Annotated in this window: 18 protein-coding genes; 4 read left to right on the top strand and 14 right to left on the bottom strand. The window is 66.5% G+C overall.

Features of this window, described 5'->3' with window-relative positions; translation table 11 throughout:
* Nucleotides 1–5: 5 nt before the first annotated feature.
* From ACFPOU_RS06650 to ACFPOU_RS06595, 12 genes are all read right to left on the bottom strand, one after another.
* The gene (locus ACFPOU_RS06650) at nt 6–3,425 is read right to left on the bottom strand and encodes an efflux RND transporter permease subunit (RefSeq protein WP_379718479.1); all 3,420 of its coding nucleotides are present in this window, start codon (nt 3,423–3,425) and stop codon (nt 6–8) included.
* Complete coding sequence (locus ACFPOU_RS06645) at nt 3,418–4,632, bottom strand: efflux RND transporter periplasmic adaptor subunit (RefSeq protein WP_379718476.1); 1,215 nt, start codon at nt 4,630–4,632, stop codon at nt 3,418–3,420. The genes ACFPOU_RS06650 and ACFPOU_RS06645 overlap by 8 nt, the downstream gene beginning before the upstream one ends.
* The gene (locus ACFPOU_RS06640; protein WP_379718473.1) at nt 4,629–5,906 is read right to left on the bottom strand and encodes a TolC family protein; all 1,278 of its coding nucleotides are present in this window, start codon (nt 5,904–5,906) and stop codon (nt 4,629–4,631) included. The genes ACFPOU_RS06645 and ACFPOU_RS06640 overlap by 4 nt, the downstream gene beginning before the upstream one ends.
* Before the next feature lie 470 nt (nt 5,907–6,376).
* Complete coding sequence (gph, locus tag ACFPOU_RS06635) at nt 6,377–7,075, bottom strand: phosphoglycolate phosphatase (RefSeq protein WP_379718470.1); 699 nt, start codon at nt 7,073–7,075, stop codon at nt 6,377–6,379.
* Nucleotides 7,075–9,099, bottom strand: a complete 2,025-nt coding sequence (tkt, locus tag ACFPOU_RS06630; RefSeq protein ID WP_379718467.1) for a transketolase — start codon at nt 9,097–9,099, stop codon at nt 7,075–7,077. The genes gph and tkt overlap by 1 nt, the downstream gene beginning before the upstream one ends.
* 34 nt (nt 9,100–9,133) lie before the next feature.
* Nucleotides 9,134–10,018, bottom strand: a complete 885-nt coding sequence (locus ACFPOU_RS06625; protein WP_379718464.1) for a phosphoribulokinase — start codon at nt 10,016–10,018, stop codon at nt 9,134–9,136.
* A 37-nt stretch (nt 10,019–10,055) separates the two neighbouring features.
* Entirely contained in the window at nt 10,056–11,144 is a 1,089-nt protein-coding gene (locus ACFPOU_RS06620; protein WP_379718461.1) for a class 1 fructose-bisphosphatase, read from the bottom strand.
* Complete coding sequence (gene rpe / locus ACFPOU_RS06615) at nt 11,141–11,869, bottom strand: ribulose-phosphate 3-epimerase (protein ID WP_379718458.1); 729 nt, start codon at nt 11,867–11,869, stop codon at nt 11,141–11,143. Before rpe ends, ACFPOU_RS06620 begins: the two co-directional genes overlap by 4 nt.
* A gap of 1 nt (nt 11,870) precedes the next feature.
* Nucleotides 11,871–12,638, bottom strand: coding sequence for an HAD-IA family hydrolase (locus ACFPOU_RS06610; RefSeq protein ID WP_379719014.1), 768 nt, complete (start codon nt 12,636–12,638; stop codon nt 11,871–11,873).
* Nucleotides 12,635–13,567 carry a CbbX protein gene (gene cbbX / locus ACFPOU_RS06605; protein WP_379718455.1) on the bottom strand — a complete coding sequence of 311 codons (933 nt, stop codon included), beginning with the start codon at nt 13,565–13,567 and terminating at the stop codon, nt 12,635–12,637. Before cbbX ends, ACFPOU_RS06610 begins: the two co-directional genes overlap by 4 nt.
* 18 nt (nt 13,568–13,585) lie before the next feature.
* Nucleotides 13,586–14,017, bottom strand: coding sequence for a ribulose bisphosphate carboxylase small subunit (locus ACFPOU_RS06600; protein ID WP_379718452.1), 432 nt, complete (start codon nt 14,015–14,017; stop codon nt 13,586–13,588).
* A gap of 29 nt (nt 14,018–14,046) precedes the next feature.
* On the bottom strand, nt 14,047–15,510 hold the full coding sequence (locus ACFPOU_RS06595) for a form I ribulose bisphosphate carboxylase large subunit (RefSeq protein ID WP_379718449.1): 1,464 nt from the start codon (nt 15,508–15,510) through the stop codon (nt 14,047–14,049).
* 115 nt (nt 15,511–15,625) lie between these two features.
* Between ACFPOU_RS06595 and ACFPOU_RS06590 the strand changes: the two genes are divergently transcribed.
* Nucleotides 15,626–16,537: a LysR family transcriptional regulator gene (locus ACFPOU_RS06590; RefSeq protein WP_379718446.1), complete on the top strand. Its 912-nt coding sequence runs from the start codon at nt 15,626–15,628 to the stop codon at nt 16,535–16,537.
* A gap of 10 nt (nt 16,538–16,547) precedes the next feature.
* Here ACFPOU_RS06590 and ACFPOU_RS06585 read toward each other — a convergent pair whose 3' ends face one another.
* Together ACFPOU_RS06585 and tssK are read right to left on the bottom strand one after the other, a co-directional pair.
* A complete protein-coding gene (locus ACFPOU_RS06585) occupies nt 16,548–19,052 on the bottom strand; it encodes a CehA/McbA family metallohydrolase (RefSeq protein WP_379718443.1) in 2,505 nt (834 codons plus the stop codon).
* 386 nt (nt 19,053–19,438) lie between these two features.
* Nucleotides 19,439–20,779 carry a type VI secretion system baseplate subunit TssK gene (gene tssK / locus ACFPOU_RS06580; protein WP_379718440.1) on the bottom strand — a complete coding sequence of 447 codons (1,341 nt, stop codon included), beginning with the start codon at nt 20,777–20,779 and terminating at the stop codon, nt 19,439–19,441.
* 234 nt (nt 20,780–21,013) lie between these two features.
* On the opposite strand from tssK, the gene tssE reads away from it, so the two are divergent.
* From tssE to tssG, 3 genes are read left to right on the top strand one after another with little or no spacing between them, the layout of a single operon-like run.
* The gene (tssE, locus tag ACFPOU_RS06575; protein ID WP_379718437.1) at nt 21,014–21,502 is read left to right on the top strand and encodes a type VI secretion system baseplate subunit TssE; all 489 of its coding nucleotides are present in this window, start codon (nt 21,014–21,016) and stop codon (nt 21,500–21,502) included.
* Nucleotide 21,503: 1 nt separating this feature from the next.
* Nucleotides 21,504–23,345: a type VI secretion system baseplate subunit TssF gene (gene tssF, locus ACFPOU_RS06570; protein ID WP_379718434.1), complete on the top strand. Its 1,842-nt coding sequence runs from the start codon at nt 21,504–21,506 to the stop codon at nt 23,343–23,345.
* Nucleotides 23,309–24,394 (top strand): type VI secretion system baseplate subunit TssG, encoded by a 1,086-nt coding sequence (gene tssG / locus ACFPOU_RS06565; protein WP_379718431.1) that lies wholly within the window; start codon nt 23,309–23,311, stop codon nt 24,392–24,394. The genes tssF and tssG overlap by 37 nt, the downstream gene beginning before the upstream one ends.
* Nucleotides 24,395–24,421 lie beyond the last annotated feature (27 nt).

Below are 24,421 nucleotides of genomic sequence, written 5' to 3'. Positions count from 1 at the left end.
CGTCCTCATTGCCCACTACCTTGCGCAGCCCAGCGGCGGTGGCGCCAGGAAGCATAGGCGGCGGGCAAGACCAGCAAGGTCAACACGATGCATGACAGCAGGCCCCCGACCACGGGCGCTGCAGTGCGCGCCGTCACGTCGGCGCCGACGCCGCTCTCCCACAGCAGGGGCAGCAAGCCGAGCACGGTCGTTGCAACGGTCATGACCAGCGGCCGCACCCGGGTCGCGGCGCCTTCGAGCACGGCGGCATCGACATCGTCCGGGCCGCGCAGGCGTCCTTCCTCACTGTAGCGGCGGTAGGTCTCGTCGAGGTACACGACCATCACGATCCCGGTCTGCGCCGCCACCCCGCCGACCGCGATCAAGCCGACCCATACGGAGGTCGACAGGTTGTAATCCATGAACGCCAGGAGCCATACGCTGCCAGCCAGTGCGAATGGAATGGCGAGCAGCACCAGCAGGGTCTGGGGCCATCCGCGCATCGACATGTAGAGCAGCCCGACGATCAGCACCAGGGTCAAGGGCAACATGATCCGCAAGCGCTGCTCCATCTCGGCCATGAATTCATACTGGCCAGTCCACTGGAGCCGGTAGCCCGTGGGCAGTGCCAGCTCCGCATTGACCAGCTTCTTGGCATCCTTGACCCATCCGCCCAGGTCGCGCCGGCTGCCGTCGATATCGGCGAACACGAAACCGACCAGCACGCCGTTTTCGTCCTTGATCATGGGCGGTCCACCCACCACGCGGATCTCGGCCAGTTCGTCCAAGGGCACGGAAGGGCCGCGCGCGCGGCCTAGCCGCATCGGGTCGGCGCCCGCCGGCGTGCTCGGCATGCCGGCCTGCGGCAGGTTGCCGGCAGCCGCGCCGGCTGCCGCGGCCGCCTGGGCGCCGCCCATACCAGCCATGCCGCCGGCCGCGCCGCCGGGGGCGGCCGGCGGCATGGCCGGCGCGACGCCGGCACCGCTTCCTCCCCGGTCGACGTCGGACACGGCGGCACTGGCGGCAATCGGCACCAGGATGGCGCGCAAGGCGTCCGGGTCGCCGCGGTAGTCCGCGCCATAGCGAACGTTCGCCGAGAACCGGGCGCGGCCGTCGATAATCGTCGACATCGGCATCCCGCCAACGGCGGCCTCGAGCACGTCGTGGACATCGCGCACCGTCAAGCCGTAGCGCGCGATTGCATCGCGCCTGGGGATGATGTCGATATATTCGCGCCCTTGCTGGCGCTCGGCGAAGGTGCTGCGCGTGCCATCGACCTTCCTCAGCATCCCCTCGAGCTGCACGCTGATGCGCTCGATCTCGGCCAGGCTAGTGCCGAACACCTTGATGCCTACCGGCGTGCGCACGCCGGTCGACAGCATGTCGATGCGGGTGCGAATGGGCGGCGCCACCGCCATCTGGTAGCCCGGCATTTGCAAGGCCCCCGACAAGGCGCCGCTCAGCTCGTCGAGCGTGCGGCGCCGCCGTTCCGGCCAGACGGCACGCAAGGCCGGCCTGAGAAAAGCGGGACCGATATCGCTATGCCAGCGCTTGGCAGGCTGCAGCGGCCACTGCGCACGCGGCTTGAGCGCGATCGTCAATTCGTTCATATCCAGTTGGGCGGGGTCGGTCGCCGTTTCCGCACGGCCAGCCTTGCCATGCACGGAAGCGACTTCGGGAAAATCCATGATGATGCGGTCCTGCGCGATCATGGCCCGTCGCGCCTCCTCGATCGCAATGCCGGGAAACGTCGTGGGCATCACCAGCAGGCTGCCTTCGTCGAGCGGAGGCAGGAATTCCGATCCGAGCCGCATGAACACGGGCACGGTGCCGATCATGGCCAGGACCGCACCGGCCATGACGAGGCGGCGCGACCGGATGACGCGGCGTGCGACGGGCTGGTAGATGCGGCCGAGGAAGCGGTTCACCGGATTTTCCGCTTCGGTGCGAAAGCGCCCGTGCAATAACAGCACCATGAGGGGCGGCGCCAGCGTGATCGACAGGATGGCGGCGGCGAACATGGCAGCCGTCTTGGTATAGGCCAGCGGATCGAACAGCCGCCCCGCCTGGCCGCTCAGCGTGAAAATCGGCAGGAAGCTGACGGTGATGAGCAGCAGCGAGAAAAAGATCGGGCGCCCGACTTCCTTGCATGCATCGATAATGATGCGCTCCCGGTTCGCGCCAGGAGGCGCGCGCGCCAGGCGCACATGGGCGTTCTCGACCAGGACAATGGCCGCGTCGGCAAGCTCCCCGACCGCAATGGCGATGCCGCCGAGGGACATGATATTGGCAGTCAAGCCCAGGTAGCGGATGGCGATGAAGGACATCAATACCGACATGGGCAGGATGATCATCGCCACCAGCGCCGAACGGGCGTGGAACAGGAACACCACGCAAATCAGGGACACGATGACGCCCTGCTGGATCAGGGTATCGGTCAGGCTGGCGATCGCCCCCTCGATCAGCTCCGAGCGGTCGTAGGTGGGAACCAGGCGTACCCCGGGCGGCAATGCGAGTTGCCCGATTTCTTGCTTGACGGCGCGGTTGACGTCGAGGGCGTTCGAGCCGATGCGCATGACAACGATGCCGCCCACCGCTTCGCCTCGGCCATTCCAGTCGGCCGCGCCGCGCCGTATCTCGGGACCGAACTGCAGCACCGCGATGTCGCCCAGGCGCACCGGCGCCCCGCCCGCCCCCAGCGTGACGATGCTCTGCTCGAGGTCGGACAGCGACTTGGCATAGCCGCGGCCGCGCAGGACATACTCGCGCCCCGCCATTTCGATGACGCGTGCCCCCACCTCCGAATTCGCGCCTTGCAATGCCTTCGCGACATCGGGAACGGTCAGCCCGAATCCTGCCAGCCTGACCGGATCGAGCACCACCTGGAACTGGCGCTCGAAGCCGCCTAGCGAGGCCACTTCGGCGACGCCCGCGACCGACTGGAGGGCCGGGCGGATGGTGAAGTCCTGCAGTTGACGCAAGGTCGCGGGATCCAGGCGCCCGCTTGCGTCCTCGATCACGTACTGGAAAACCCAGCCGATGCCGGTAGCGTCCGGGCCGAGCTCGGGAGCCACATCCGGCGGCAGGAATTGCCGGGCGCGTCCGAGCTGTTCCACGACACGGGTGCGCGCCCAGTAAATGTCCGTCTTGTCCCTGAAGATCACGTAGACGAAGCTCATGCCGAACATCGAATAACCGCGCACCACCCGCACGCCCGGAGTGCTCTGCAAAGCCCGGACCAGGGGGTAGGTCACCTGTTGCTCCACCAGGTCGGGACTGCGCCCCATCCAGTCGCTGAACACGATGACCTGCGGGTCGGACAAATCCGGCAGCGCGTCGAGCGGCGTCTTCCTGAATGAATCGACGGCCCAGAGACCGAGCAGCAGCGCGCCAACGAACACGGCAAGGCGGTGCCCGGCGCACCATTCGATGATCCGCTCAATCATGGGCCGTTCCCCCGTGCCCCTGCGCCGGCCGGGAAGGCGGCGCCGATGGCGGCGCGTGCGCGCCGTGGGCGGCGCCCTGGCCGCCCGATGCGCGCAAGCGGCTTTCCGAATCGAGCAGGAACACACCCGACATCGCCACCCTGTCCTGCTCGCTCAAGCCGTCGAGGATCTCGATCCGGTCTTTCAGGCGCGTCCCGGTGCGCACCGCGCGTGGCGCATAGCTGGTCCCGTCGGTGAGCACGTACACATACTGCGCATCCCCGGTGTCGACGACCGCGTCACGCGGCACGGTCAGCGCCACGCGCGGCCCGGTCTGGAACACGGCTGTGCCATAGCTGCCCGGTCGCAACGCACCCCTGGCATTGGGCAGGGAAAAGCGCACCTTCAGTTTGCGGGTGGTCTCGGTCAAGATCGGGTCGATGAATTCCACCTTCGCCGCGATGCCGCCCGCGCCGCCACGGCCGAACTCCAGCCGGGCCGGCACGCCGGTTCCGATCGCGGCGGCGGCCGACTCGGGCACTTCGGCCCATACCCATACGCGTGAAAGATCGAGGATGGTGGCGATCTCGGTCGAGGGGTCGACGGCCGTTCCGGCGACGATGCCGCGGTGCGCCAGGATCCCCGAGCGCGGCGCGGCCAGCGTCACCAGGCGGCGCGGCTTGCCGCTTTTCTCGATGGCGTCGATGGCGTGGTCGCTCATGCCGAAATAACGCAGGCGCGCCCGGCCGCTTTCGACGGCGGCCGTCGGCGGTCCGGTCAGCGTCCGCACGGACAGGTACTCCGCCTGGGACGCGAGCAATTCTTGGGAAAAAATATCGACGATCGGCTGGCCAGCCCTTACCGATTCGCCCGTATTGCTGACATGAAGCTTTTCGACCCAGCCGCTGACCCGGGTATGGATGTGCGATATGCGCGACTCATCGGGCACGACCGTGGCAATGACGCGCAATTCTTCGCTCAGATGTTGCCTGGTGACCGGCGCCACCTGCAGATTGATCGCTGCCGCCTGATTGCTGGCAAGGGTCACTGGCGTGCGCGCCGGGCGGCTGGCGTCGGATGAACTTGCCGCCTCGCCACCGGAGAGCGGCGCCGTCACGCCGGCATCCTGGCCGCGCTCGATCTTGAGGGCGACGACCGTGCCTGCGAGCAGCAACGCAAGGCCGGCGCCGCCAAGGAAAAACAGCCATCGTCTGGCGTTCTCCGTCATGGGATGCCTCCGAAATGCCCGATCGCGCTCCGGTGGCGGACCCAGGCCATTCCCAGCGAGGCCTCGGCCATGACGGCCTCTTCCTGGATCGACCACAGGGCCTTGTTCGCTTCCAGAACGCTCGCCAGCGGCAGGCCACCGCTGGCGTAGGACGTCATGGCCGATCCCGCTGCGCGCTCGGCGCGCGGCAGCAACTCGTCGCGAAACGCCAGGTTGGTCGCCACCGCGCCCCGCAGCGACTCGAGCGTCGCCGCGACCTCGCCATCGATCATGCGCACCATCGCTTCGCGGTCCGCCTCGGCCATCGCCGCCATGGCACTCGCCTCGCGTACCCCGGCGCGCAAGCGGGCGCCCCAGATCGGCACACTGACGCCCACCATCAGCATGTAGCCGCGCCCCGCAGTCATGGTATCGGCCATGCCGGCGCGCACCATTACCATGGGCTGGTACATGGATTTCATCACGTCGATTTCCGCCCTGGCGCGCCGGATCTCGGCGTCGGTCATGCGAAATTCAGGTCGACGGCGCAGCGCCGTCTCCAGCGCGGCGGGAAGCCCGGGAACGAGCGAGAGGCGCTCCTGGATTCCTTCCACCTGCAGGGCGGGGACCGGAACCCCGGGCTGGAGGCCGAGCGCGGTATTGAACATCGCCTCGGCTGCACGTGTTTCGGCCAGGATGGCCGCCTGGCGGGTGCGCAGGCGAGCCACTTCGATCTCGGCGCGCAGTACCTCGGCCTGGGGCGCGGAGCCGACCGCGTGGCGGGCCGCGGCCAGCTTGACGATATCGCGCGCCAGCCCGAGCTGGCGGCCCAGCGTCGCATGGGTCTTGCGGCGCTCGTTGAGCATGAAAAACGCTTGGCCCACATCGGCTTCGATCTTCAGTGCGGACTTGCCCGCCTCCCCCACGTATTTGTCGACATCGGCCTCGGCGGCGCGGCGCCGGTGCGAACGGATGCGCGACAAGGGGAAACTTTGCTCGAACGTGATGCTGCGGTCGGTCTTCATCATCGGATCGACCGGCTTGTGGTCGATCGACGGGGCGAGGACAGGATCGTCCAGGGCCGCCACGATGGCTGGCCGCTCGCGGGCGGCGTCGACACGTGCGGCAACGACGCGCGTCTCGGCCCGCGACCGGTGGGCCAGGCTGATGGCGGCATCCAGGCTGAGCGCACCCGCCAATTCTGCCGGATTCGCTTCGACGCTCGCCGTCACTGCCGACAATACGAAGAGGAGCAGCCTGGCGCCGCCGTAGCGTCGCCGTGTGGCGGCAGTCACGGGGAGCCCCGGCGATGCGATACCATCCCGGATGCGGCGGCGGACGCCAGCGGTCCCGGCGGCAGTAAGCGTGAATGCATATCATTGCTCCCGAACAGGAACGTGGCACATGCAAGCCCAATGAACGACAAACGAGAACGCTGTATTAAATCAGAGCTGTCGAATCGATTCTTTGATGCAATTCAAACACGACTTACTGAATGCTAGGAACTTTGTAGTCAGGAAATGCTCATGCGAAGCTGCGCTGCAACGGCAAGGTCCGGTCCATGTTTGCACAGCCGGCGCACGGGTGCCGTTATCGGTGAGCAATTCGACGAGCTTGATGGTGCAGGCAGCGCCCCGGAGCGGCGCGCAAATACATCGTCGCATGAAAGCCGGGTTCATGCAATTGCCGGTTTTTCGCCATGCATGGGCGCATCACAAAGGAGTGTTTGCGAGCAAATTTCCCTATCCATATTTGTCGTTCAAGCTCATTGCCGGCCCTGGTTTGCAGCATCCAGCATGGCCGGTAACTCCTCCAGCGAATCGATGAAGCCATCGCATGCCATGGCCGCATGCCCCTCCGGCCCCGGATAGCCGTAGCGCACGATAAACACCGGCATCTGCGCGGCACGCGCCGCCGCGATGTCGACGTGGGAGTCGCCGACCAGCACGCAGCGATCCAGGCGCGCGTGCAGGGCGCGGCAGGCGTGCAGCAGCGGTTCGGCGGCGGGTTTCATCTGGCTTAATGTATCGCCGCCCACCACCACCTCGAACCAGGGCGCCAGCGCATGGATGTCCAGCAGGGCCACGCTCGCCTCGTAGAATTTGTTGGTGACGCAGCCGAGCCGGTAGCCGGCCCCTTGCAAGGCCGCCAGGCCCGCGCGCACGCCGGGATACACGTCGCCGTAGCGCCCGTTGGTATCGCGGTAGTGGCGCTGGAACAGCGCCAGCGCCAGCACCTCGTCGATGTGGGTGAGGGCACTGGCGCGCAGCACGCGCCGGATCAGGGTCGGCACGCCATGGCCGATGAAGCCGCGCACCGTGTCAAAGGAGAGCGGCGCGGCGTGCAAGTCCAGCAGCAGGCGCCGCACCGCTTCGACGATGTCCGGCGCGCTGTCGACCAGGGTGCCGTCGAGATCGATCAGGACCGCGTGCCGTGTGTGGTGTGTGAAGTCGATGCTGTTCATTACGCAGCCTCCAGCAGCGCCAGCGCGCGTGCGCTCACCTGCGCGGCCGTCAGGCCGGCATGGTCGTACAGTTGCGGCGCCGGCGCCGATTCGCCATACCGGTCGATGCCGATGGCGACGCCGTGCTCGCCGACGACGGCGCGCCAGAACCAGGTGACGCCGGCTTCCACGCTCACCCGCGGCACGCCCGGCGCCAGCACCTGGTCGCGGTAGGCCGCATCCTGCGCATAAAACAGTTCGACGCAGGGCATCGACACCACCCGTACGGCCACGTCCCGCAGCGCCAGCTGCTGCGCCGCGGCCACGGCAATCTCGACTTCGGAACCGGTTGCCACCAGCACCAGCTGCGGCGCCTGCGCGCATTCGACCAGTATGTAGGCGCCGCGCGCGATGGCGTCCAGTTGCACCGGCGTGCGCGTCCAGCCCGGCAACGCCTGGCGCGACAGGACCAGGCAGCTCGGGCCGTCTGCCCTGGCCAGCGCCGCTTCCCAGGCGACCGCGGTCTCGACGCCGTCGCAGGGGCGCCAGACGCGGTTGTTCGGCATCAGGCGCAGGCTGGCCAGGTGTTCGATCGGCTGGTGGGTCGGTCCGTCCTCGCCCAGGCCGATCGAGTCGTGCGTGAAGACGTGGATCACGCGCAGTTTCATCAGCGCGGCCATGCGCACGGCGTTGCGCGAATAGTCGGAAAAGGTCAGGAAGGTGCCGCCGTAGGGAATGAAGCCGCCGTGCAGCGCCATGCCGTTCATGATGGCCGCCATGCCGAATTCGCGCACGCCGTAGCTGAGGTAATTGCCGCTACCGCCATGGTTCACCCACACCGAGGCGTCCACATTGGTCAGATTCGAGCTGCTCAGGTCGGCCGAGCCGCCGAACAGTTCCGGCAGCGCCTCGACCAGGTGGCCGAGCACGTGCTGCGAGGCCTTGCGGGTGGCGAGCTTTCCCTGCAGCGCGGCGTCGCCGGCGGCCAGCGCCGTCAAGCGCGCCGGCCAGCCGGCGGGCAGGACCCCGGCGCTGCGCCGTTCCAGTTCGGCCGCCAGCGCCGGCCAGGCCGCCCGGTAAGCGGCCATGCGCGCGCTCCACGCCTGCTCCGCGAGCGCGCCGGCCGCGCGCGCATCCCAGGCCTGCGCCAGTTCCGGCGCCAGCGCGAAGGGCGCCGACGCCCATCCCCGGCCGCTGCGCATGGCGGCGATTTCCTCGGCGCCGAGCGGCGCGCCGTGGACCTCGTGGCCGCCGGCCTTGGTCGGTGCGCCGTGCCCGATCACGGTCTTGCAGCAGATCAGGGTCGGCTTGCCGTGCTGCGATTTGGCCTGGTTGAGCGCGCGTTCGACGGCTTCGGCGTCGTGGCCGTCGACATGGTCGATGACATGCCAGCCGTAGGCGGCGAAGCGGCGCGCCGTGTCGTCCCTGAACCAGCCCGAGACTTCACCGTCGATCGAGATGCCGTTGTCGTCGTAGATGGCCACCAGTTTTTCCAGTCCCAGGGTGCCGGCCAGCGAGCAGACTTCGTGGCTGATGCCTTCCATCAGGCAGCCGTCGCCCACGAACACCCAGGTGCGGTGGTCGACCACGGTGTGGCCCGGCCGGTTGAAACTGGCGGCCAGCAGTTTTTCCGCCAGCGCCATGCCGACCGCGTTGGCCAGGCCCTGGCCGAGGGGACCGGTGGTCGTTTCCACGCCCGGCGTCAGGCCCGTTTCGGGGTGGCCCGGGGTGCGCGAGCCCAGTTGGCGAAAGCGCTTGAGTTCATCCATCGGCAGGTCGTAGCCGGTCAGGTGCAGCAGTGCATACAGCAGCATCGACGCGTGGCCGTTGGACAGCACGAAGCGGTCGCGGTCGAGCCAGTGCGGGTTGGCCGGATTGTGGCGCAGGTGGCGGCGCCACAGCACCGCGGCGATGTCGGCCATGCCGAGCGGCGCGCCGGGATGGCCGGACTGGGCCTGTTGCACCGCATCGGCGGCCAGGAAACGCAGGGTGTCGGCAAGCGCTGTCGGGGAAACGGCAGGGACGCAAGGTTCGCGGGTATCCATGGTGGTCCTTTATCAGGGTGCAGTCGGCGTGCAATCAAAGTGCATTCAGGGCCCGCTTCTTGCGCTCCATCATGCGCAAGATGAAGGGAGTAAAAATCAGCTGCATCGACAATTCCATCTTGCCGCCGGGGACGACGATGGTATTTGCACGCGACATGAAGGAGCCGCCCACCATCGCCAGCAGGTACTGGAAATCGATCCCCTTCGGATTGGCAAAGCGGATCACGACAAAGCTTTCGTCGGGCGCCGGGATTTCGCGGGAAATGAACGGGTTCGAGGTGTCGACACAGGGCACGCGCTGGAAGTTGACGTGGGTACGCGAGAATTGCGGGCAGATGTGGTTCACGTAGTCGGGCATGCGGCGCAGGATGGTGTCGGTCACCGCCTCGGTCGAATAGCCGCGCTTGGCCTTGTCGCGCCACAGTTTCTGGATCCATTCCAGGTTAATCACGGGCACCACGCCGATCAGGAGGTCGGGATAGCGCGCGATGTCGATCGCCCCGTGCACCACGCCGCCGTGCAGGCCCTCGTAGAACAGCAGGTCCGAATCCTCGGGCAAGGCTTCCCAGGGGGTAAACGTGCCCGGCTCCTGGCGGTAGGGCGCCGCTTCTTCATGGTCGTGCAGGTATTTGCGGTGCTGCGCCCTGCCCGTGCCGGCGTAGTTCGCGAACATCGCCTGTAGATCCTCGAACAGGTTGTTGTCGGGCCCGAAGTGGCTGAAGCTGGCGTCGCCCGCCAGTTCGGCGGCGGCCAGCTTGACCTTCATTTCGGCGCGGTCGTAACGGTGGAAGCTGTCGCCCTCGACGATGACGGAGCGGATGTGCTCGCGCCGAAAAATGCTCTCGAAGGTATGGGTCACCGAGGTGGTCCCGGCGCCCGAGGAGCCGGTAATGGCGATGATGGGGTGGCGTTCGGACATGGCAATCGACTCCCGCAAAATGTTCAAAAAGATCGAATCAGGCCGATGCGCGGAACAGCCCGTGCTCGTGGAACAGCGGCGAAGGCAGATCCGCCATCTGCACATCGTGGTGGTAGCCCTCGATGCGGTCGACTTCCTCGCGCGACCCGAACACCAGGCCGACCCGCTGGTGCAGCGCCGACGGCTGCACCTTCAATACCGGCTGGCGCCCGGTGCTGGCGCGCCCGCCCGCCTGTTCGATGATGAAGCCGATCGGGTTGGCTTCGTACAGCAGGCGCAGGCGCCAGCGCAGGTCCGGGTTCTTGTGGTCGCACGGGTAGAGGAAGACGCCGCCGCGCATCAGGATGCGGTGCGCTTCGGCCACCAGGGAGGCGATCCAGCGCATGTTGAAATCCTTGCCGCGCACTCCGCTCCTGCCGGCCAGGCACTCGTCGACATAGCGTTTCACCGGCCCCTCCCAGAAGCGGCTGTTGGAGGCATTGATCGCAAATTCGCTGGTCGCGGCGGGCACCGTCAAGGCAGGATGGGTGAGCATGAATTCGCCCAGGTTCGGGTCCAGCGTAAAACCGTTGACGCCATTGCCGACGGTGAGCACCAGCATGGTCGCGGGGCCGTAGACGGCGTAGCCGGCGGCCACCTGTTCGGTGCCCGGCTGCAGGAAATCCTGTTCCGTCACCGCCGCTTCGCCCGCCGTTTCCTCACGCGTGGCGCGCAGTACCGAAAAGATGCTGCCCACCGCGACATTGACGTCGATGTTCGAGGAGCCGTCGAGCGGATCGAAGACGAGCAGGTATTTGCCCCGGGGATGGCAGTCGGGGATCTGGTAGGGCGTTGCCATCTCCTCGGACGCCATGCCGGCCAGATTGCCGCTCCATTCGCTGAAATCGATGAAGGCCTGGTTGCCGATCACATCCATCGGCTGCTGGGTTTCACCCTGCACGTTCAGGGCGCCTCCCGCGTTGTCGCGACAGGCGCCGAGTGCGCCCAGGGCCACCTGGCGCGCGATGGCCTTGCAGGCCAGCGCCACATTCAGGATCAGGCTGTTGAAATCGCCGCTGGCATGGGGAAAGTGGCGCCGTTCCTCGATCAGGAATTGGGTCAAGGTGGTACGGCAAGGCATCGTCATGGCGCACTCCGGTGGGGTGACAGGTCGGCCGCATGCGCGCGCAGGCGCCGCAGGATGGTGTGGTAGCCGCGGTCGGCGTCGGGCGCCCCGAACACGGCGTTGCCGGCGACGAAGGTGTCGGCGCCGGCGGCGCGGATCGTGCCGATGTTTTGCGCGTTCACGCCGCCATCGACCTGCAGCCAGATGGGCTGTCCGCCGGCGGCCACGTGCGCATCGATCAGGGTCCTGGCCTGCCGCAGTTTGGCCAGCGTGCCCGGGATGAACTTCTGTCCGCCAAATCCCGGGTTCACGCTCATCAGGAGCACCAGGTCGACCTTGTCGAGCACATGTTCGAGCAGGGCCAGCGGGGTGGCAGGGTTGAAGGCGAGCCCGGCCTTGCAGCCGAGCTCGCGAATCATGCCCAGCGTACGGTCGACGTGGCGGCTGGCCTCGGGATGGAAGCTGATGATCGCGGCGCCGGCCTTGGCGAACAGCGGCACCAGCGCGTCGACCGGCTCGACCATCAGGTGGACATCGATCGGGATGGTGGTGTGCGGGCGGATCGCCTCGCACACCAGCGGGCCGACCGTCAGGTTCGGCACATAATGGTTATCCATCACGTCGAAGTGCACCAGGTCGGCGCCGGCCGCCTCGATGGCGCGCACCTCCTCGCCCAGGCGGGCGAAATCGGCCGACAACAAGGAGGGGGCGAGCCGGATCGCCTGCGATGCGGGGGTCGGGTTCATGTCAGTTCACCTCGAGTTCGGTAGCAGCGGCATGCCAGCGGCGCAGGGCCGCCAGGTCGACCCAGCGCTGCCCGCTGCCGGGTAGCGGCCGGTCGAGGGGGCAGTCGGGGTCGCCCAGGTGATCGAGGCGCAGCAGCGCGCCGTCGAAGCACTCGGCGCGGGTGTACGCCGTCGGCGTCACCAGCGTCGGGATGCCGGCCGCGCGCGCGGCCTGCAAGCCGTTGGCGGAATCCTCGACAGCCAGGCAGGCGTCCGGCGGCAGGGCCAGCGCCGCCAGCGCGGCGTGGTACACGTCAGGCGCCGGCTTTTTATTTTCTGCCGCGCCGGCGTCGCAGACGGCGCGAAACAGCGAGCGCCAGCCGGCGCCGAACGGGGTGCGCAGCAAGGCATCGATGTTGGCGAACGTCGTCGTGGTGGCGATCGCCAGCGGCAGGCCTGCCTGTTCGGCTGCGCGGACCAGGCGCAGGATGCCGGGGCGCAGCGGCAGCTGGCCGCTGCCGACCAGGCGCGCGTAGTGGCGGGTCTTACACGCATGCAGGACGGCGATCGTGGCGCCGGCGTCGGGGTTCGCCGCGCCGGCCGGATCGACCCCCTGCCAGTAGTGAAGAATGCGCTCCTTGCCGCCACTGACCGCGAGCAGCTCCGTGTACAGGGCCATGCTCCAGTTCCACCTGAAACCGGCGTCGCGAAAGGCAGCGTTGAAGGCGGCGCGGTGCGCCTCCTCGGTATCGGCCAGGGTGCCGTCTACATCCAGGATCAGCGCTTTCAGCATGGCGGCGGCTCCCCGGCGGCGGCGCGTGCATCCGATACCGAAAACACGCGGCTAGCCAGCAAATCGGGCGCGCGGATGGTCGCCAGCCAGGCCTCGTCGTTGCAGGCGGCCGGGTCTTGCAGCAGGCGCGAAGCATGGCGCAGGCGCGCCCGGTCGAGCGCATTGCGCACGCTGCGCGCGTTGGCGAAATGCGGCTGGGCCAGGCGCCGCCCCAGGTAGTCGACGAAGACGCGCGCCGCTTCCTCGTCGAAGCGGTAGTGCATCGTTGCCAGCATCAGGTCGGCAATTTTCGCCAGTTCGTCGACGCCGTAGTCCGGAAAATCGATGTGGTGCGCAATGCGCGAGGACATGCCGGGATTCGATTCGAAGAACTTGTCCATCCGGTCCTTGTAGCCGGCCAGGATCACGACCAGGTCGTCGCGGTTGTTCTCCATTATCTGCAGCAGGATTTCGATCGCTTCCTGGCCGTAATCGCGCTCGTTCTCCGGGCGGTACAGGTAATACGCTTCGTCGATGAACAGCACGCCGCCCATCGCCTTTTTAAGGACTTCGCGCGTCTTGGGCGCCGTGTGGCCGATGTACTGGCCCACCAGGTCGTCGCGGGTGACGGCGACCAGGTGGCCCTTGCGCACGTAGCCGAGGCGGTGCAGGATGGCCGCCATGCGCAGCGCGACCGTGGTCTTGCCTGTCCCCGGATTGCCGGAAAAGCACATGTGCAGGCTGGGCGCGCCGCCGACCATGCCCCGCTCGGCACGCAGCTTGTCGACCAGCAGCAGCGCGGCGATGTCGCGGATGCGCGCCTTGACCGGCGCCAGGCCGACCAGCTCGCGCTCTAACTCGGCCAGCAGCTCGGTGATGCCGGATTCGGCCAGGGCGGCGGCGAAGGGATTGGCGGGCGCGTGGCGCCCGATGTCGTCGATGTGCATGATGTGCTCGCGCCCGGGCTAGTTCGCTTGCGTGTAGCGCGCGCCCTCGGGCTGGGCCTGCACCGCATAGCTCTCGATGCTGTAGCGCACCGTGCGGCCTTCGACTTCGTGGCGCAGCAATTTGAAACCCGGTTCGACCTGCGGGCGGTTGACGATGAACGCCATCACGATCGATTCGGTGCCGGCGCTCGAATCGAAGGCGGTCAGGCGGATGTAGTGCTGCGGCCAGGTGGCGCGGCAGCCGGCCAGTTCGGCCATGATCCCGGCAGCGTCGCGCAGGTCGAACATCGGCGCGCCGAACATCTCCCAATAGGTATTGCGGGGGTGCGGGTCGTCCGTGTATTCGATCCCCAGGGCCCAGCCGTTGCCGAGGCAATAGTCGATCTGGCGGGTGATCTGCTCGTCGCTCAGGTCGGGCAGGAAGGAAAAGGTGCCTTGTGTGATGCGCATGATGTGCTCCTGGTGTCCGGCGTCTGGCTTCAGGCGACCGATGCGGTCGGGGTAAAATCGGAGGTGTCGGTCGGGGTGTAGTTGAATGCGATCTCGCCCCAGGTATCGAGCGCCGCCTTCAATGGCCCGCACCAGCGCGCGGCGTCGCGCAGGATGTCGGGCCCTTCGTTGGCGATATCGCGCCCTTCGTTGCGTGCCAGCACCATCGCTTCGAGGGCGACGCGGTTGGCCGTGGCGCCCGCCTGGATGCCTTGCGGATGGCCGATGGTGCCGCCGCCGAACTGCAGGATGACGTCGTCGCCGAACAGGTCGAGCAGCTGGTGCATCTGGCCGGCGTGGATGCCGCCCGAGGCCACCGGCATGACCTTGCGCAGCGAGCCCCAGTCCTGCTCGAAGAACAGGCCGCGCGGCAGGTCGACCTCGGTGCGGGTATCGCGGCAGACCTTGTAATAGCCCTGCACCGTCATCGGATCGCCTTCCAGCTTGCCGACCGCGGTACCGGCGTGCATGTGGTCGACGCCGCACATGCGCAGCCATTTGGCGATCACGCGGAAGGAGACGCCGTGGTTTTTCTGGCGCGTGTAGGTGCCGTGACCGGCGCGGTGCAGGTGCAGCACCATGTCGTTCTGGCGGCACCAGTACGACATCGACTGGATCGCGGTCCAGCCGACCACGAGGTCGATCATGATGACGATCGACCCGAGTTCCTTGGCAAATTGCGCGCGGCGGTACATTTCTTCCATCGTGCCGGCGGTCACGTTCAGGTAGTGGCCCTTGACTTCGCCGGTGGCGGCGGTGGCCCGGTTGACCGCCTCCATCACGAACAGGAAGCGGTCGCGCCAGTGCATGAAGGGTTGCGAATTGATGTTCTCGTCGTCCTTCATGAAATCGAGGCCGCCTCGGAGGCCTTCGTACACCACCCGTCCATAGTTGCGGCCGGACAGGCCCAGTTTCGGCTTCGTCGTCGCGCCCAGCAAGGGCCGGCCGAACTTGTCCATGCGTTCGCGTTCGACGATGATGCCGGTCGGCGGCCCCGGGAAGGTCTTGATGTAGGCGACCGGGAAGCGCATGTCTTCCAGGCGCGCCGCCTTCAAGGGCTTGAAGCTGAACACATTGCCGATGATGGAGGCGGTGACGTTGGCGATCGAGCCTTCCTCGAACAGCGACAGGTCGTAGGCCACCCAGCAGAAATACTGGCCCGGATTGTTCGGCACCGGATCGACGCGGTAGGCCTTGGCGCGGTACATGTCGCAGGCGGTGAGGCGGTCGGTCCAGACCACGGTCCAGGTGGCGGTCGAGGACTCGCCGGCAACCGCCGCCGCCGCTTCGATGGCGTCGACGCCTTCCTGCGGCGTGATGCGGAACACGGCCAGCACATCGGTATCCTTGGGCTGGTAGTCGGCGTCCCAATAGCCCATCTGTGCATACTTCAGCACACCGGCCGAGTAACGTTTTTTCGAGTCCTTGATCTGCACGATTCCATCGGCTTCCATGACGATTCTCCTTGACTGGGCGCGGCTGCGTTAAGCAAACTATAAGTAGCCCGTCATATCAGGTCCAATCAAAAAAAACGCGGTCGATATAAGTGCTTCCTTATGGATTGCCCGTATGCGCCGGTACACCCTCCGTCAACTCGACACCTTCCTCGAAGTGGCGCGCCAGCTGTCGATCTCGCGCGCCGCCGAGGCCCTGCACGTCTCGCAGCCGGCGGTATCGATGCAGTTGCGCCAGCTCGAAGAGATCGTCGGCATGCCCCTGTACGAGCAGGTCGGGCGCAAGATCCGGCTGACCGATGCCGGGCAGGAGGTGGAACAGCATGCGCTGGCGGCGAGCGTCCAGTTGCGGCAGATGGAAGACGCGATGGCGGCGCGGCGCGGCATTCGCAAGGGGCGGGTCGAATTGGCGATGGTCAGCACCGCCAAGTATTTCGTGCCGATGCTGCTGGTGCTGTTTCGCAAACAATTCCCCGATATCGAGGTCACGCTGCAGATTCACAACCGTGAAAGCATCATGGCGCTACTGATGCGCAATGAAGTCGACCTGGTGATCATGGGACGCGCGCCGGAGACGATCGATTGCGTCGCCTACGCGTTTGCGACCAATCCGCTGGGCATCATCTGCGCTCCCAGCCACCCCTTTTCGCGGCGCCGCAACGCGCCCCTGTCGATCCTCAACGACCAGGAATTCGTCGTGCGCGAGACCGGCTCGGGGACGCGGCAGGCCATGGAGCGCCTGTTCGGCGAACAGGGCATCCACCCCCGGGTGGTGATGGAAATGCCGAGCAATGAAACCATCAAGCAGGCGGTGATGGCGGGCATGGGGATGAGTTTCCTGTCGCTCAGGACGATTCGCCAGGAACTCGGTTCCGGACATCTGGCGCTGGTCGACATCGAAGGATTGCCGATCGTGCGTCACTGGCATATCACGCACCTGGCTGCCAAGCGGCTCTCGCCGGCAGCCAGTGTGTTCAAGGATTTCATGATGACCGAGGCGGCATCCCTGATCCGGTCATGGGCTTGATGAAGCGGCCTTACGGCACCGTCAGCGCCACATCGTCGACCAGGAAGGTCGTTTGCAGCGACGCATCCTCGCTCCCCGTGAAAAAGACCTGCACGGTCTGCCCCTTGTAGGCCGACAGGTCGACGCTCCTTTGGGTATAGCTGCTTGCCTTGTTCAGGTTCGAATACGTCGCCGGCGTGGCCAGGATGGTGCCGCCGCTGTTTCTCACTTGTACCTTGAGGGTGTCGTAGGCGGTGCTGGTCGTCGTTTCCGCCGACTGCACTTGCAGCCAGAACGATAATGTCGCGCTGGCGGCGCCCGCGGGAATCGCGACTTGCTGGTACAGGTTGTCGGTGCGGGTGGCGCCGGTACCGGCCAGTTTTGCTTTCCAGCTGCCGCTGCGCGCCGGCGTCGTCGTCGCGTTATTGATGATGCCGCTGCCGCCGCTCCAGGATACCGCGCCCGACTCGAAACCGGGATTGAGGAGCAGCTGGGTGCCGCCGGTGCCGCCGGTGCCATTGCTGATGCTGAAATTCACGCTGGGTGCGCTGCCGACATTGCCGGCCGCATCGTAGGCTTTCGCGCCCAGTACGTGGCTGCCATTGGCAAGGGTGGTCGAATCGAGCGTCATCGCATACGGGGCACTGGCGTCGCTCCCTTTCAATACGTTATCGACATAGAATTCGACCCGGCTGACGCCGACGTTGTCGCTGGCGCTGGCCGACAGGGTAATTGTTCCGCTCGTGCCGCTTTCACTGGCGGAAACAGTCGGCGCGACCGTGTCGCCGGCCGTGGCCGACTGGGTGACCCAGACCGGCGCCGACCACAGGATCTTGCCATCGCTTTGCGTGATCTTGGCATAGTAAAAGTACGTGCCGATCTCAGGGGTGATCGTCGTGCTGGCGCTCGTCGACAGCTGGGTGACCGTGCCGTTACGGCCCGGCACGCCCTCGAACAGCGCCACCGAGGATACCGTCTTGCCGGAAGTATTGGCGAAGTTGGCCGTCAGGGTCAACGGACCGCTATTCGTGAACCGCTCGCCCATCACGCGGCCGTTGGCGGTCAGTACCAACTGCGAGGTCTTGTCCATGGTCGCGAACACCCGGCGCGCCTGCAGTGCCGCAATAAAACTGGCGTTCGTCAAGGGCGTGCCGGTTGGAATCAGGACACCGGTACGGTTGGTGTAGGCAGCGCCCCAGTTGGCGCAGTGGTTGTCCTGGTTGGTGGAAAACGCCACGTGGAAGCCCGCTTCCAGGGCTTTGTTGCAGGCGCTCTCGAAGGTGCTGCGGCCGGTTTCGGTCTCGGTCGTGTTGGTCGAAAATGCCGAGGTGTTCATCACTTCGCACAGCACCATCGCCTGGTCGCCATCGGCCGTATACCCGAGCGGAACGCCGTTGACCAGGAACTGGCCGGTCGAATCCGGGTGGTTGAACTGGCCGACCCAGCCGCGGGTCTTCATCAGGGTATAGAGTGCGGCGTAATCGTTCTTGGCCGTATAGGTGTCGCCCAGCAACTGGTTGCTGGCATTGTATTCCCACTCGAGCAGTTCGGGGCTGTTGAGGATGTTCAGATGGCCGCCATTGCTGATCACGCCCCATTCCAGGCCATAGACGGCCAGGAAATTCGGGTTGGCGGCATTGAAGTTGGCGGCTGCCGTCAAGCCCGACTGGTAGAGCGCCTTGGCCGTTGCCGCGCTGGCCGAGGTATCGGTGCCGGCCGAGCCGTCGTACATGTGGTTGTGCTCGGACGCCATCAGGATGTCCAGGCCCTTGTTTTTCGCATACGCGAAGGCATCGGCCGGGCCGAAGGCGCCCGCTTGCGGACTTTGCGAGCCGGTGCACGACGCCAGGGCACCGCCGCCGTCGCTGTGGTTGGTCTGGCTGTGCAGGTTGGCGTAATAGACGGTATACGGGAGCGAGGCGGTCGCCGGGGCCGAGGCAGGCGAGACCGTGCCCGGGGCGGCGCCCGTGTCCGGGCGGGCCACGGCCGCCTTGCCGCCGTTGGTGCCGGTGGCCAGGGGGGCGAAGGCCGGCATCGGCACGCTGTCCGGGGTGCCGACCGCGATGTCCCAGGCCTGTTCGACGCGGTGGCCGCTGCCGTCGGCCTCGAGCAGCCCATCCGTCTCCGCTTCCGACAGCCGCTGCGCGCCGCTGGCCCCTGCTTCGCGCGCCACGGCGACCATGCGCACCTGGTAGAGGCCGTCGCGCAGGGCCGGGTCGGCGGCGCGTCCGCGCCACCTGACCTTGACCTCGACCGGCTTCCCGGACAGCCGGTCGAGTCCCTGCCAGCGTTCGATCACGCGTTGCGCCGGATCGAGCAGCTCGAGGCGCCAGACGATGTCATGCGCTTCCTGGACGAACGGATAGCTGAACGCCAGCGCGAACGTGCGTCCTTCCTGGGCGGAGGCCAGCGCCGTATAGGGCGCATGCAGCGTCGCCTCGAATTCGCGATGGTCCGCTTCCGAGGCAACACCTGCGGGACTGAAACTCAATGCCAGCACCAGCGGCAGCAACTTCATGGTGTGAACGCGACGCATGCGACTCCCCTTCTTTCATTGTAAGAATACAAATTTTTGCAACAATGCATGACATACGAATGACAAGCAAGCAGGTTGTGCGAATAACTGCTGGGCTGGCGCGGTGGCGGCCAATGCCGGGGGACGATGGCGGGAAATGGGCGGGAAATGGGCGGGAAACGGGCGGGAAACGGGCGGGAAATGGGCGGGAAATGGGCGGGAGCTTGCCCGCTATGGGCAAAAAAATGCCGCTGGCGTCAGCGGCATGTATGGCGGCGCGCCTGCCCATGCGGGCGAGGTGCGGTCGGCGCGGACGGTCAAGGGGCCGGAGACGGGGACTCTGTGCAGGACCAGCCCCGCTGCCGGGGACTGGCGCCCGCTCTGTATTTGATGGGGTCGCTGAATGCCTAGGCCGCGACGGCCAGCAACTCGAGTTTCAGTTCTTTCATTCCGGCCGGCACATAGATCGAGACCGATTGCGCCTTGAGCATGCGCTCGTACATGTGGCCTTTCGATTCGAGCATGAAATAGCACGTATCGGGACGCACGGCCAGGGCCGCCGGCGGTTGCGGCGTGTATTGCAGGCGCACGCCCGGGAGGGCCGACAGGACGAACTTCTCGACGTCGTCCGGGGCCCCGACCTTGAAGCGCAGCGGCACGACGTCGACCAGCTGCACGGCCGGGATGTCGGCCGCGACGGCGATATACAAGGTCGTCTTGTCGTCGATCTTGTCCGAATCGATGGCGCCGATGTGGTACGAGGGCCGCACCTCGGCGAGCGCGATCGCGAAGTATTTCGAAGAGATCACGGTGTCGAGCAATTCGCGGATGATCGTGTGCAGGCTCGCGAAAGCGGGGCCCGGATCGCCATGCTGGTAAGCCGGCAGATCGGCCAGGGTCCAGCTTTTCGAAAAGGTCATCAGGCTGCCGGCGACGGCGAGCAATTGTTCGTAGAGGCGTTCCGGATGCAGGCTGGGGTGGTGAAACGGGTGGGTCAGCGTGGCGTAGGCGGAACTGGCCGTGTGCAGCAGCCAGAACGAAGACATGTCGCCTGAGCGAAATTCGATCACGTTGCGGCTAGGCTCGCGGTGGTGGCCGTGCAGGGCGCCCACTTTCGCCTGCAATGCGTCGAGCAGGCGCCGCAGTTGCTGGAACAGGGGCGGCGCTGCGCCGATCGACAGGCTGGGCGGCACGAAGCCCGGATCGATCTCGAAGCCGCCGACGGCCGCGCGGCGCAGGCGCAGCAAGGGGAAGTGGACATAGGCGTCGCGCGGGTCGGACTCAAGCACCAGGCGCACCGATTTTTTCAGGTAGGCCAGCTGCACCGGCGCCGCCTGCGTGTATAAATCGGCCGTTTCCTGGTTGGCCTGGACGAAGCGGACCGTGCTCGCCGCCTGGCCCTGGGGCGCGACATTGCCGCTGAACGGTTTCAGGCCGGGCAGGGCCGCGTAATAAGTCACGCTCTGCTGCGATGGCCCGAGCAGGCTCAGGTCGACCGTGTCGGGCAGGGCATCGAGGTTCGGCGCATCGACCAGTTCTCCATCCTGGAAGCGCAGTGCCAGGTCGAGGATGCGCAGCACGTTATTGGCCAGCGCTTCGCGGTCGACCTGCAGCCGCTCCACGCCCCAGGCATACGGGTGCACGGCCTTGATGCCTCTTTGCAGGCAGTGCTCGTGGTACTGGTCCTGGCGCTGGAAATGCTGGGGGCGCAGCAATAAACCCTCGCCCCAGAGTACTTTGCTGGTCATATCCGCTGTCATCCCTGTCGTTGATTTTTCGTTGCGCGCAACTTTTACCAAAGGAAACAGTAGCACCGCCCTCCCCGGTCGCGGTTTGCGCTGGCTCAAACGTCGGGTTTGCACAACGCCATTACGGATGATTGCACTTCCTTATCTTTTTTCAAGGTTGAGCCAGGCAGGCGCGGTGAGACTACGAAGCTTGCCGGTGGCGCCGTGCGCCGGCCGCTTTAACAGGGGAGTCCAATGAATGGGTTTACGCCAGGCTTGTTCGACCGCCTGCTCGGGGTGGCGCTGCGCCGGGACAATGGTCCGACGCCGCGCATGTCGGTCGAGGACATGAAGGATGCCGTCGCGCGCGACCTGGAAGCCCTGCTCAACACCCGCGCCGTGCTGCCGCAAGCGTGGCTGGAGGCCTATCCGGAATGCAGCCGATCGATCGTCAGCTATGGGATGCAGGATTTCGCCGCGATGTCGCTGTCGAGCCCGGCGGACCGGGCGTCGATCTGCGAATGCATCGAAAAGACGATTGCCCGCCACGAGCCACGCCTGCGCCACGTCAAGGCCTCGCTCGAGCTGCGCCAGGGCGCGGTCAACCGCCTGGATTTTTCAATCACCGGGGTATTGGTCGCCAGCGTCTTGCAGGAAGCCGTGAATTTCGACGCCGTGCTGCAGCCCTCGACCCTGAGTTACAGCATCAGCAAGGCCGGCCGCGCCGCGCCGACGGGAGCTTAATTTGGAACAATTACTGCCGTACTATGAAAGCGAGCTGGGCTATCTGCGCCGCAACCTGCGCGACTTCGCCGAGCGCTACCCCAAGATCGCCGGCCGTCTCCTGATCAGCGCGGAGATGTGCGACGACCCGCATACCGAGCGCATGATCGAATCGTTCGCGCTGCTCAACGCGCGCATCGCCAAGCGCCTCGACGACGACTACCCGGAATTCACCGAAGCGCTGTTCGACGTGCTGTATCCGCATTACCTGCGCCCCTTTCCCTCGTGCTCGATCGCGCGCCTCGATTGCACCGGCGCGGCCGGGCAGCAGGGCGGGGCCGGCGTGCTCGCGCGCGGCACCCGGCTGACCACGCGCCAGGTGCGCGGCGCGCCCTGCACGTTTCGCACCGTGTACCCGGTGGCGATGGCCCCGCCGGCGCTGACAGGGGCACGCTTTTCCGAGATCCTGCGCGCGCCGGACGCCGCGCGCGCGCCGCCCGGGGCCACGGCCGGCATCAGCCTCACCCTTGCCGGCGGCGCCGGGCAAACCGGCATCGGCCAGCGCGATGCAGCGGCGCTGCGCGTCTTCATCGATGGCGAACCCTCGTTTTGCGCCGCCCTGCGCGACGCGCTCTTCATGCACACGGTCGCCGCGTATGCCGAAGCCGACGCCAGCGGGCGCTGGGTCGGGCTCGATGCCATCCCGGTCGAGCCGGCCGGTTTCGCGGACGACGAAGCGCTGATCGATTTCCCGGCCCGCTCGCACGCCGCCTACCGCCTGCTGACCGAGTATTTCTGCTTTCCCGAAAAATTCAATTTCTTCGATATCGACCTGCGCGCGCTCGCCGCTGCCGTGCCCGGCGCGAAATCGGTCACCCTGCACCTGGCCTTGTCCGGCATCCGCAGCGACTCGAATACGGCGCGCTTGCTCGGCACCTTGTCGGCCAACAACCTGCTGCTTGGCTGCACGCCCGTGGTGAATCTGTTCCGCCAGCGGGGCGAGCCGATCCGCCTGACCCATACCAGCGCCAGCTATCCGGTACTGGGCGACGCCCGGCGCGCTTTCGCCTTCGAGGTGCAGTCGATCGATTCGGTGAACCTGGTGCGCCAGACCCCGCAGGGAGAAAGCGTGGTCGAGTTTCGGCCCTTCTATTCGCTCCAGCATGCCCAGACGGCCGAGCGCAACGGCCATTACTGGGCCATGCGGCGCGACGAGACGCTGGCCGAGTGCAGCCCCGGCTTCGAGACCCAGATCACGATCGTCGATATCGACTTCGATCCGGCCGAGGTCGAAACCGATACGCTGAACCTGGAACTGACCTGCTCGAACCGCGATCTGCCTTCCCTGCTGCCGTATGGGCAGGCCGGCGGCGACCTGTTTCTCGAGGGCGGCTCCAGCGGGTACACCATGCAGTTCCTGCGCAAGCCGAGCGCGTCCTGGCGCTTTTCCGGCGCGCGCAGCGCGCACTGGCGCCTGATCTCCCACCTGGCCCTGAATCACCTCTCGATCAGCGCCGGCGGGGTGGAAGCGTTTCGCGAAATGCTGGCGCTGTACGACCTGCCGCGCTCGGCCTCCTCGCAGCGCCAGATCGGCGGCATTCACGCCATCGAACAACGGGCCACCAGCACCTGGCTCGCCGGCAACCCCTTCAATTGCCTGGTGCGCGGGGTCCAGGTGCGCCTTGCCATCGACGAGGAAGCCTTCGTCGGCAGCGGCATCCACGCCTTTGCCCACATCGTCGAGCGCTTCCTGGCCCTGTACGTGCACGCCAACAGTTTTACGCAACTGATCATCGTCTCGGCCAACACCGGAGAAGCGCTATTCACATGCCATCCCAAAAGCGGCGATTTGAGCCTGCTGTAATCGAGCGCCTGTTTCGCGAACCCTACCGCTTCGAGTATTTCCAGGCGGTGCGCATGCTCGAACTCTGGCTGCGCCGCCACGGCGCACCCCAGCACGGCCTGGTCGCGAATTTCCTGCGCTTTCAAAACTCGACCTCGTTGCGCTTTCCGGCCAGCGAGCTCGAGGCGATCCATACCGAGCCGCGCGACATCGCGCCCACGGTGGAAGCGCTGGGCGCGGCCTTGCAGTCATCGCGCCTGACATGGATCCGGATCACGCCGACCTTCATGGGCCTGCTGGGCAACCACGGCGTGCTGCCGCCGCACTACACGGAACGCATCGCCGAGCAGCAGTTCAACGAGAAGGACGAGGGTGCGCGCGCCTTCCTCGACACGTTCTCGAACCGGTCACTGGCGCTGTTCTACGAAGCCTGGCGCAAGTACCGGCTGCACCTGAAATACGAACCTGGCGGCAAGGACCGTTTCCTGCCGCTGCTATTGGCGCTGGCGGGACTGGGCCATCCGTCGCTGCAGCAACGCCTGGCACGGCCCGAACAGGGTGCCGTGCTCGACGAGTCGCTCGGCTATTTTGCGGCCTCGCTGCGCCAGCGGCCGGTCTCGAGCGTGCAGATGGGACGCGTACTGTCCGCGTATTTCGGGCAAGCCATCACGGTCCAACAATTCGTCGGCGCCTGGTATGCCGTGCCGCCCGTGCAGCAGAGCACCCTGGGCTGCGCCAGCGCCACCCTCGGCACCTGCGCCATTGCCGGCGAGCGCGTCTGGCAGCGCGACTTGCGCCTGCGCCTGGTGATCGGCCCGCTCGACCGTGCCGGCTTCGACGCCTTCCTGCCGGGCGGCCTGGCGGCGCGCGCCTTGACCAGCCTGGTGACGATGTCGACCGGACTGGCGCTCGAATACGAGGTCGAGCTGGTGCTGCGCGCGGCCGACGTGCAGGGCGCCAGCCTGTCCGGCGAGCCCCACGCCGGGCGCCTCGGCTGGGGCACGTATCTCGTGGCCGGCCCGCAGACGCACGACCGCAACGACGTGCACTACGCGCTCTGCATGGCGTGAGAGGCGCTGCGACGCGCTCCTGCCATG

This window comes from Massilia jejuensis (genome assembly GCF_042656795.1).
Taxonomy (GTDB): domain Bacteria; phylum Pseudomonadota; class Gammaproteobacteria; order Burkholderiales; family Burkholderiaceae_D; genus Telluria; species Telluria jejuensis.
This window is presented reverse-complemented; position numbering and strand designations above follow the sequence as displayed.

Bases quoted from the DNA above. Each gene is read 5' to 3' on its own strand.
- ACFPOU_RS06650 (WP_379718479.1), bottom strand. From the start codon at position 3,425: ATGATTGAGCGGATCATCGAATGGTGCGCCGGGCACCGCCTTGCCGTG.
- ACFPOU_RS06645 (WP_379718476.1), bottom strand. From the start codon at position 4,632: ATGACGGAGAACGCCAGACGATGGCTGTTTTTCCTTGGCGGCGCCGGC.
- gph (WP_379718470.1), bottom strand. From the start codon at position 7,075: ATGAACAGCATCGACTTCACACACCACACACGGCACGCGGTCCTGATC.
- tkt (WP_379718467.1), bottom strand. From the start codon at position 9,099: ATGGATACCCGCGAACCTTGCGTCCCTGCCGTTTCCCCGACAGCGCTT.
- ACFPOU_RS06625 (WP_379718464.1), bottom strand. From the start codon at position 10,018: ATGTCCGAACGCCACCCCATCATCGCCATTACCGGCTCCTCGGGCGCC.
- ACFPOU_RS06620 (WP_379718461.1), bottom strand. From the start codon at position 11,144: ATGACGATGCCTTGCCGTACCACCTTGACCCAATTCCTGATCGAGGAA.
- rpe (WP_379718458.1), bottom strand. From the start codon at position 11,869: ATGAACCCGACCCCCGCATCGCAGGCGATCCGGCTCGCCCCCTCCTTG.
- cbbX (WP_379718455.1), bottom strand. From the start codon at position 13,567: ATGCACATCGACGACATCGGGCGCCACGCGCCCGCCAATCCCTTCGCC.
- ACFPOU_RS06600 (WP_379718452.1), bottom strand. From the start codon at position 14,017: ATGCGCATCACACAAGGCACCTTTTCCTTCCTGCCCGACCTGAGCGAC.
- ACFPOU_RS06595 (WP_379718449.1), bottom strand. From the start codon at position 15,510: ATGGAAGCCGATGGAATCGTGCAGATCAAGGACTCGAAAAAACGTTAC.
- ACFPOU_RS06590 (WP_379718446.1), top strand. From the start codon at position 15,626: ATGCGCCGGTACACCCTCCGTCAACTCGACACCTTCCTCGAAGTGGCG.
- ACFPOU_RS06585 (WP_379718443.1), bottom strand. From the start codon at position 19,052: ATGCGTCGCGTTCACACCATGAAGTTGCTGCCGCTGGTGCTGGCATTG.
- tssK (WP_379718440.1), bottom strand. From the start codon at position 20,779: ATGACCAGCAAAGTACTCTGGGGCGAGGGTTTATTGCTGCGCCCCCAG.
- tssE (WP_379718437.1), top strand. From the start codon at position 21,014: ATGAATGGGTTTACGCCAGGCTTGTTCGACCGCCTGCTCGGGGTGGCG.
- tssG (WP_379718431.1), top strand. From the start codon at position 23,309: ATGCCATCCCAAAAGCGGCGATTTGAGCCTGCTGTAATCGAGCGCCTG.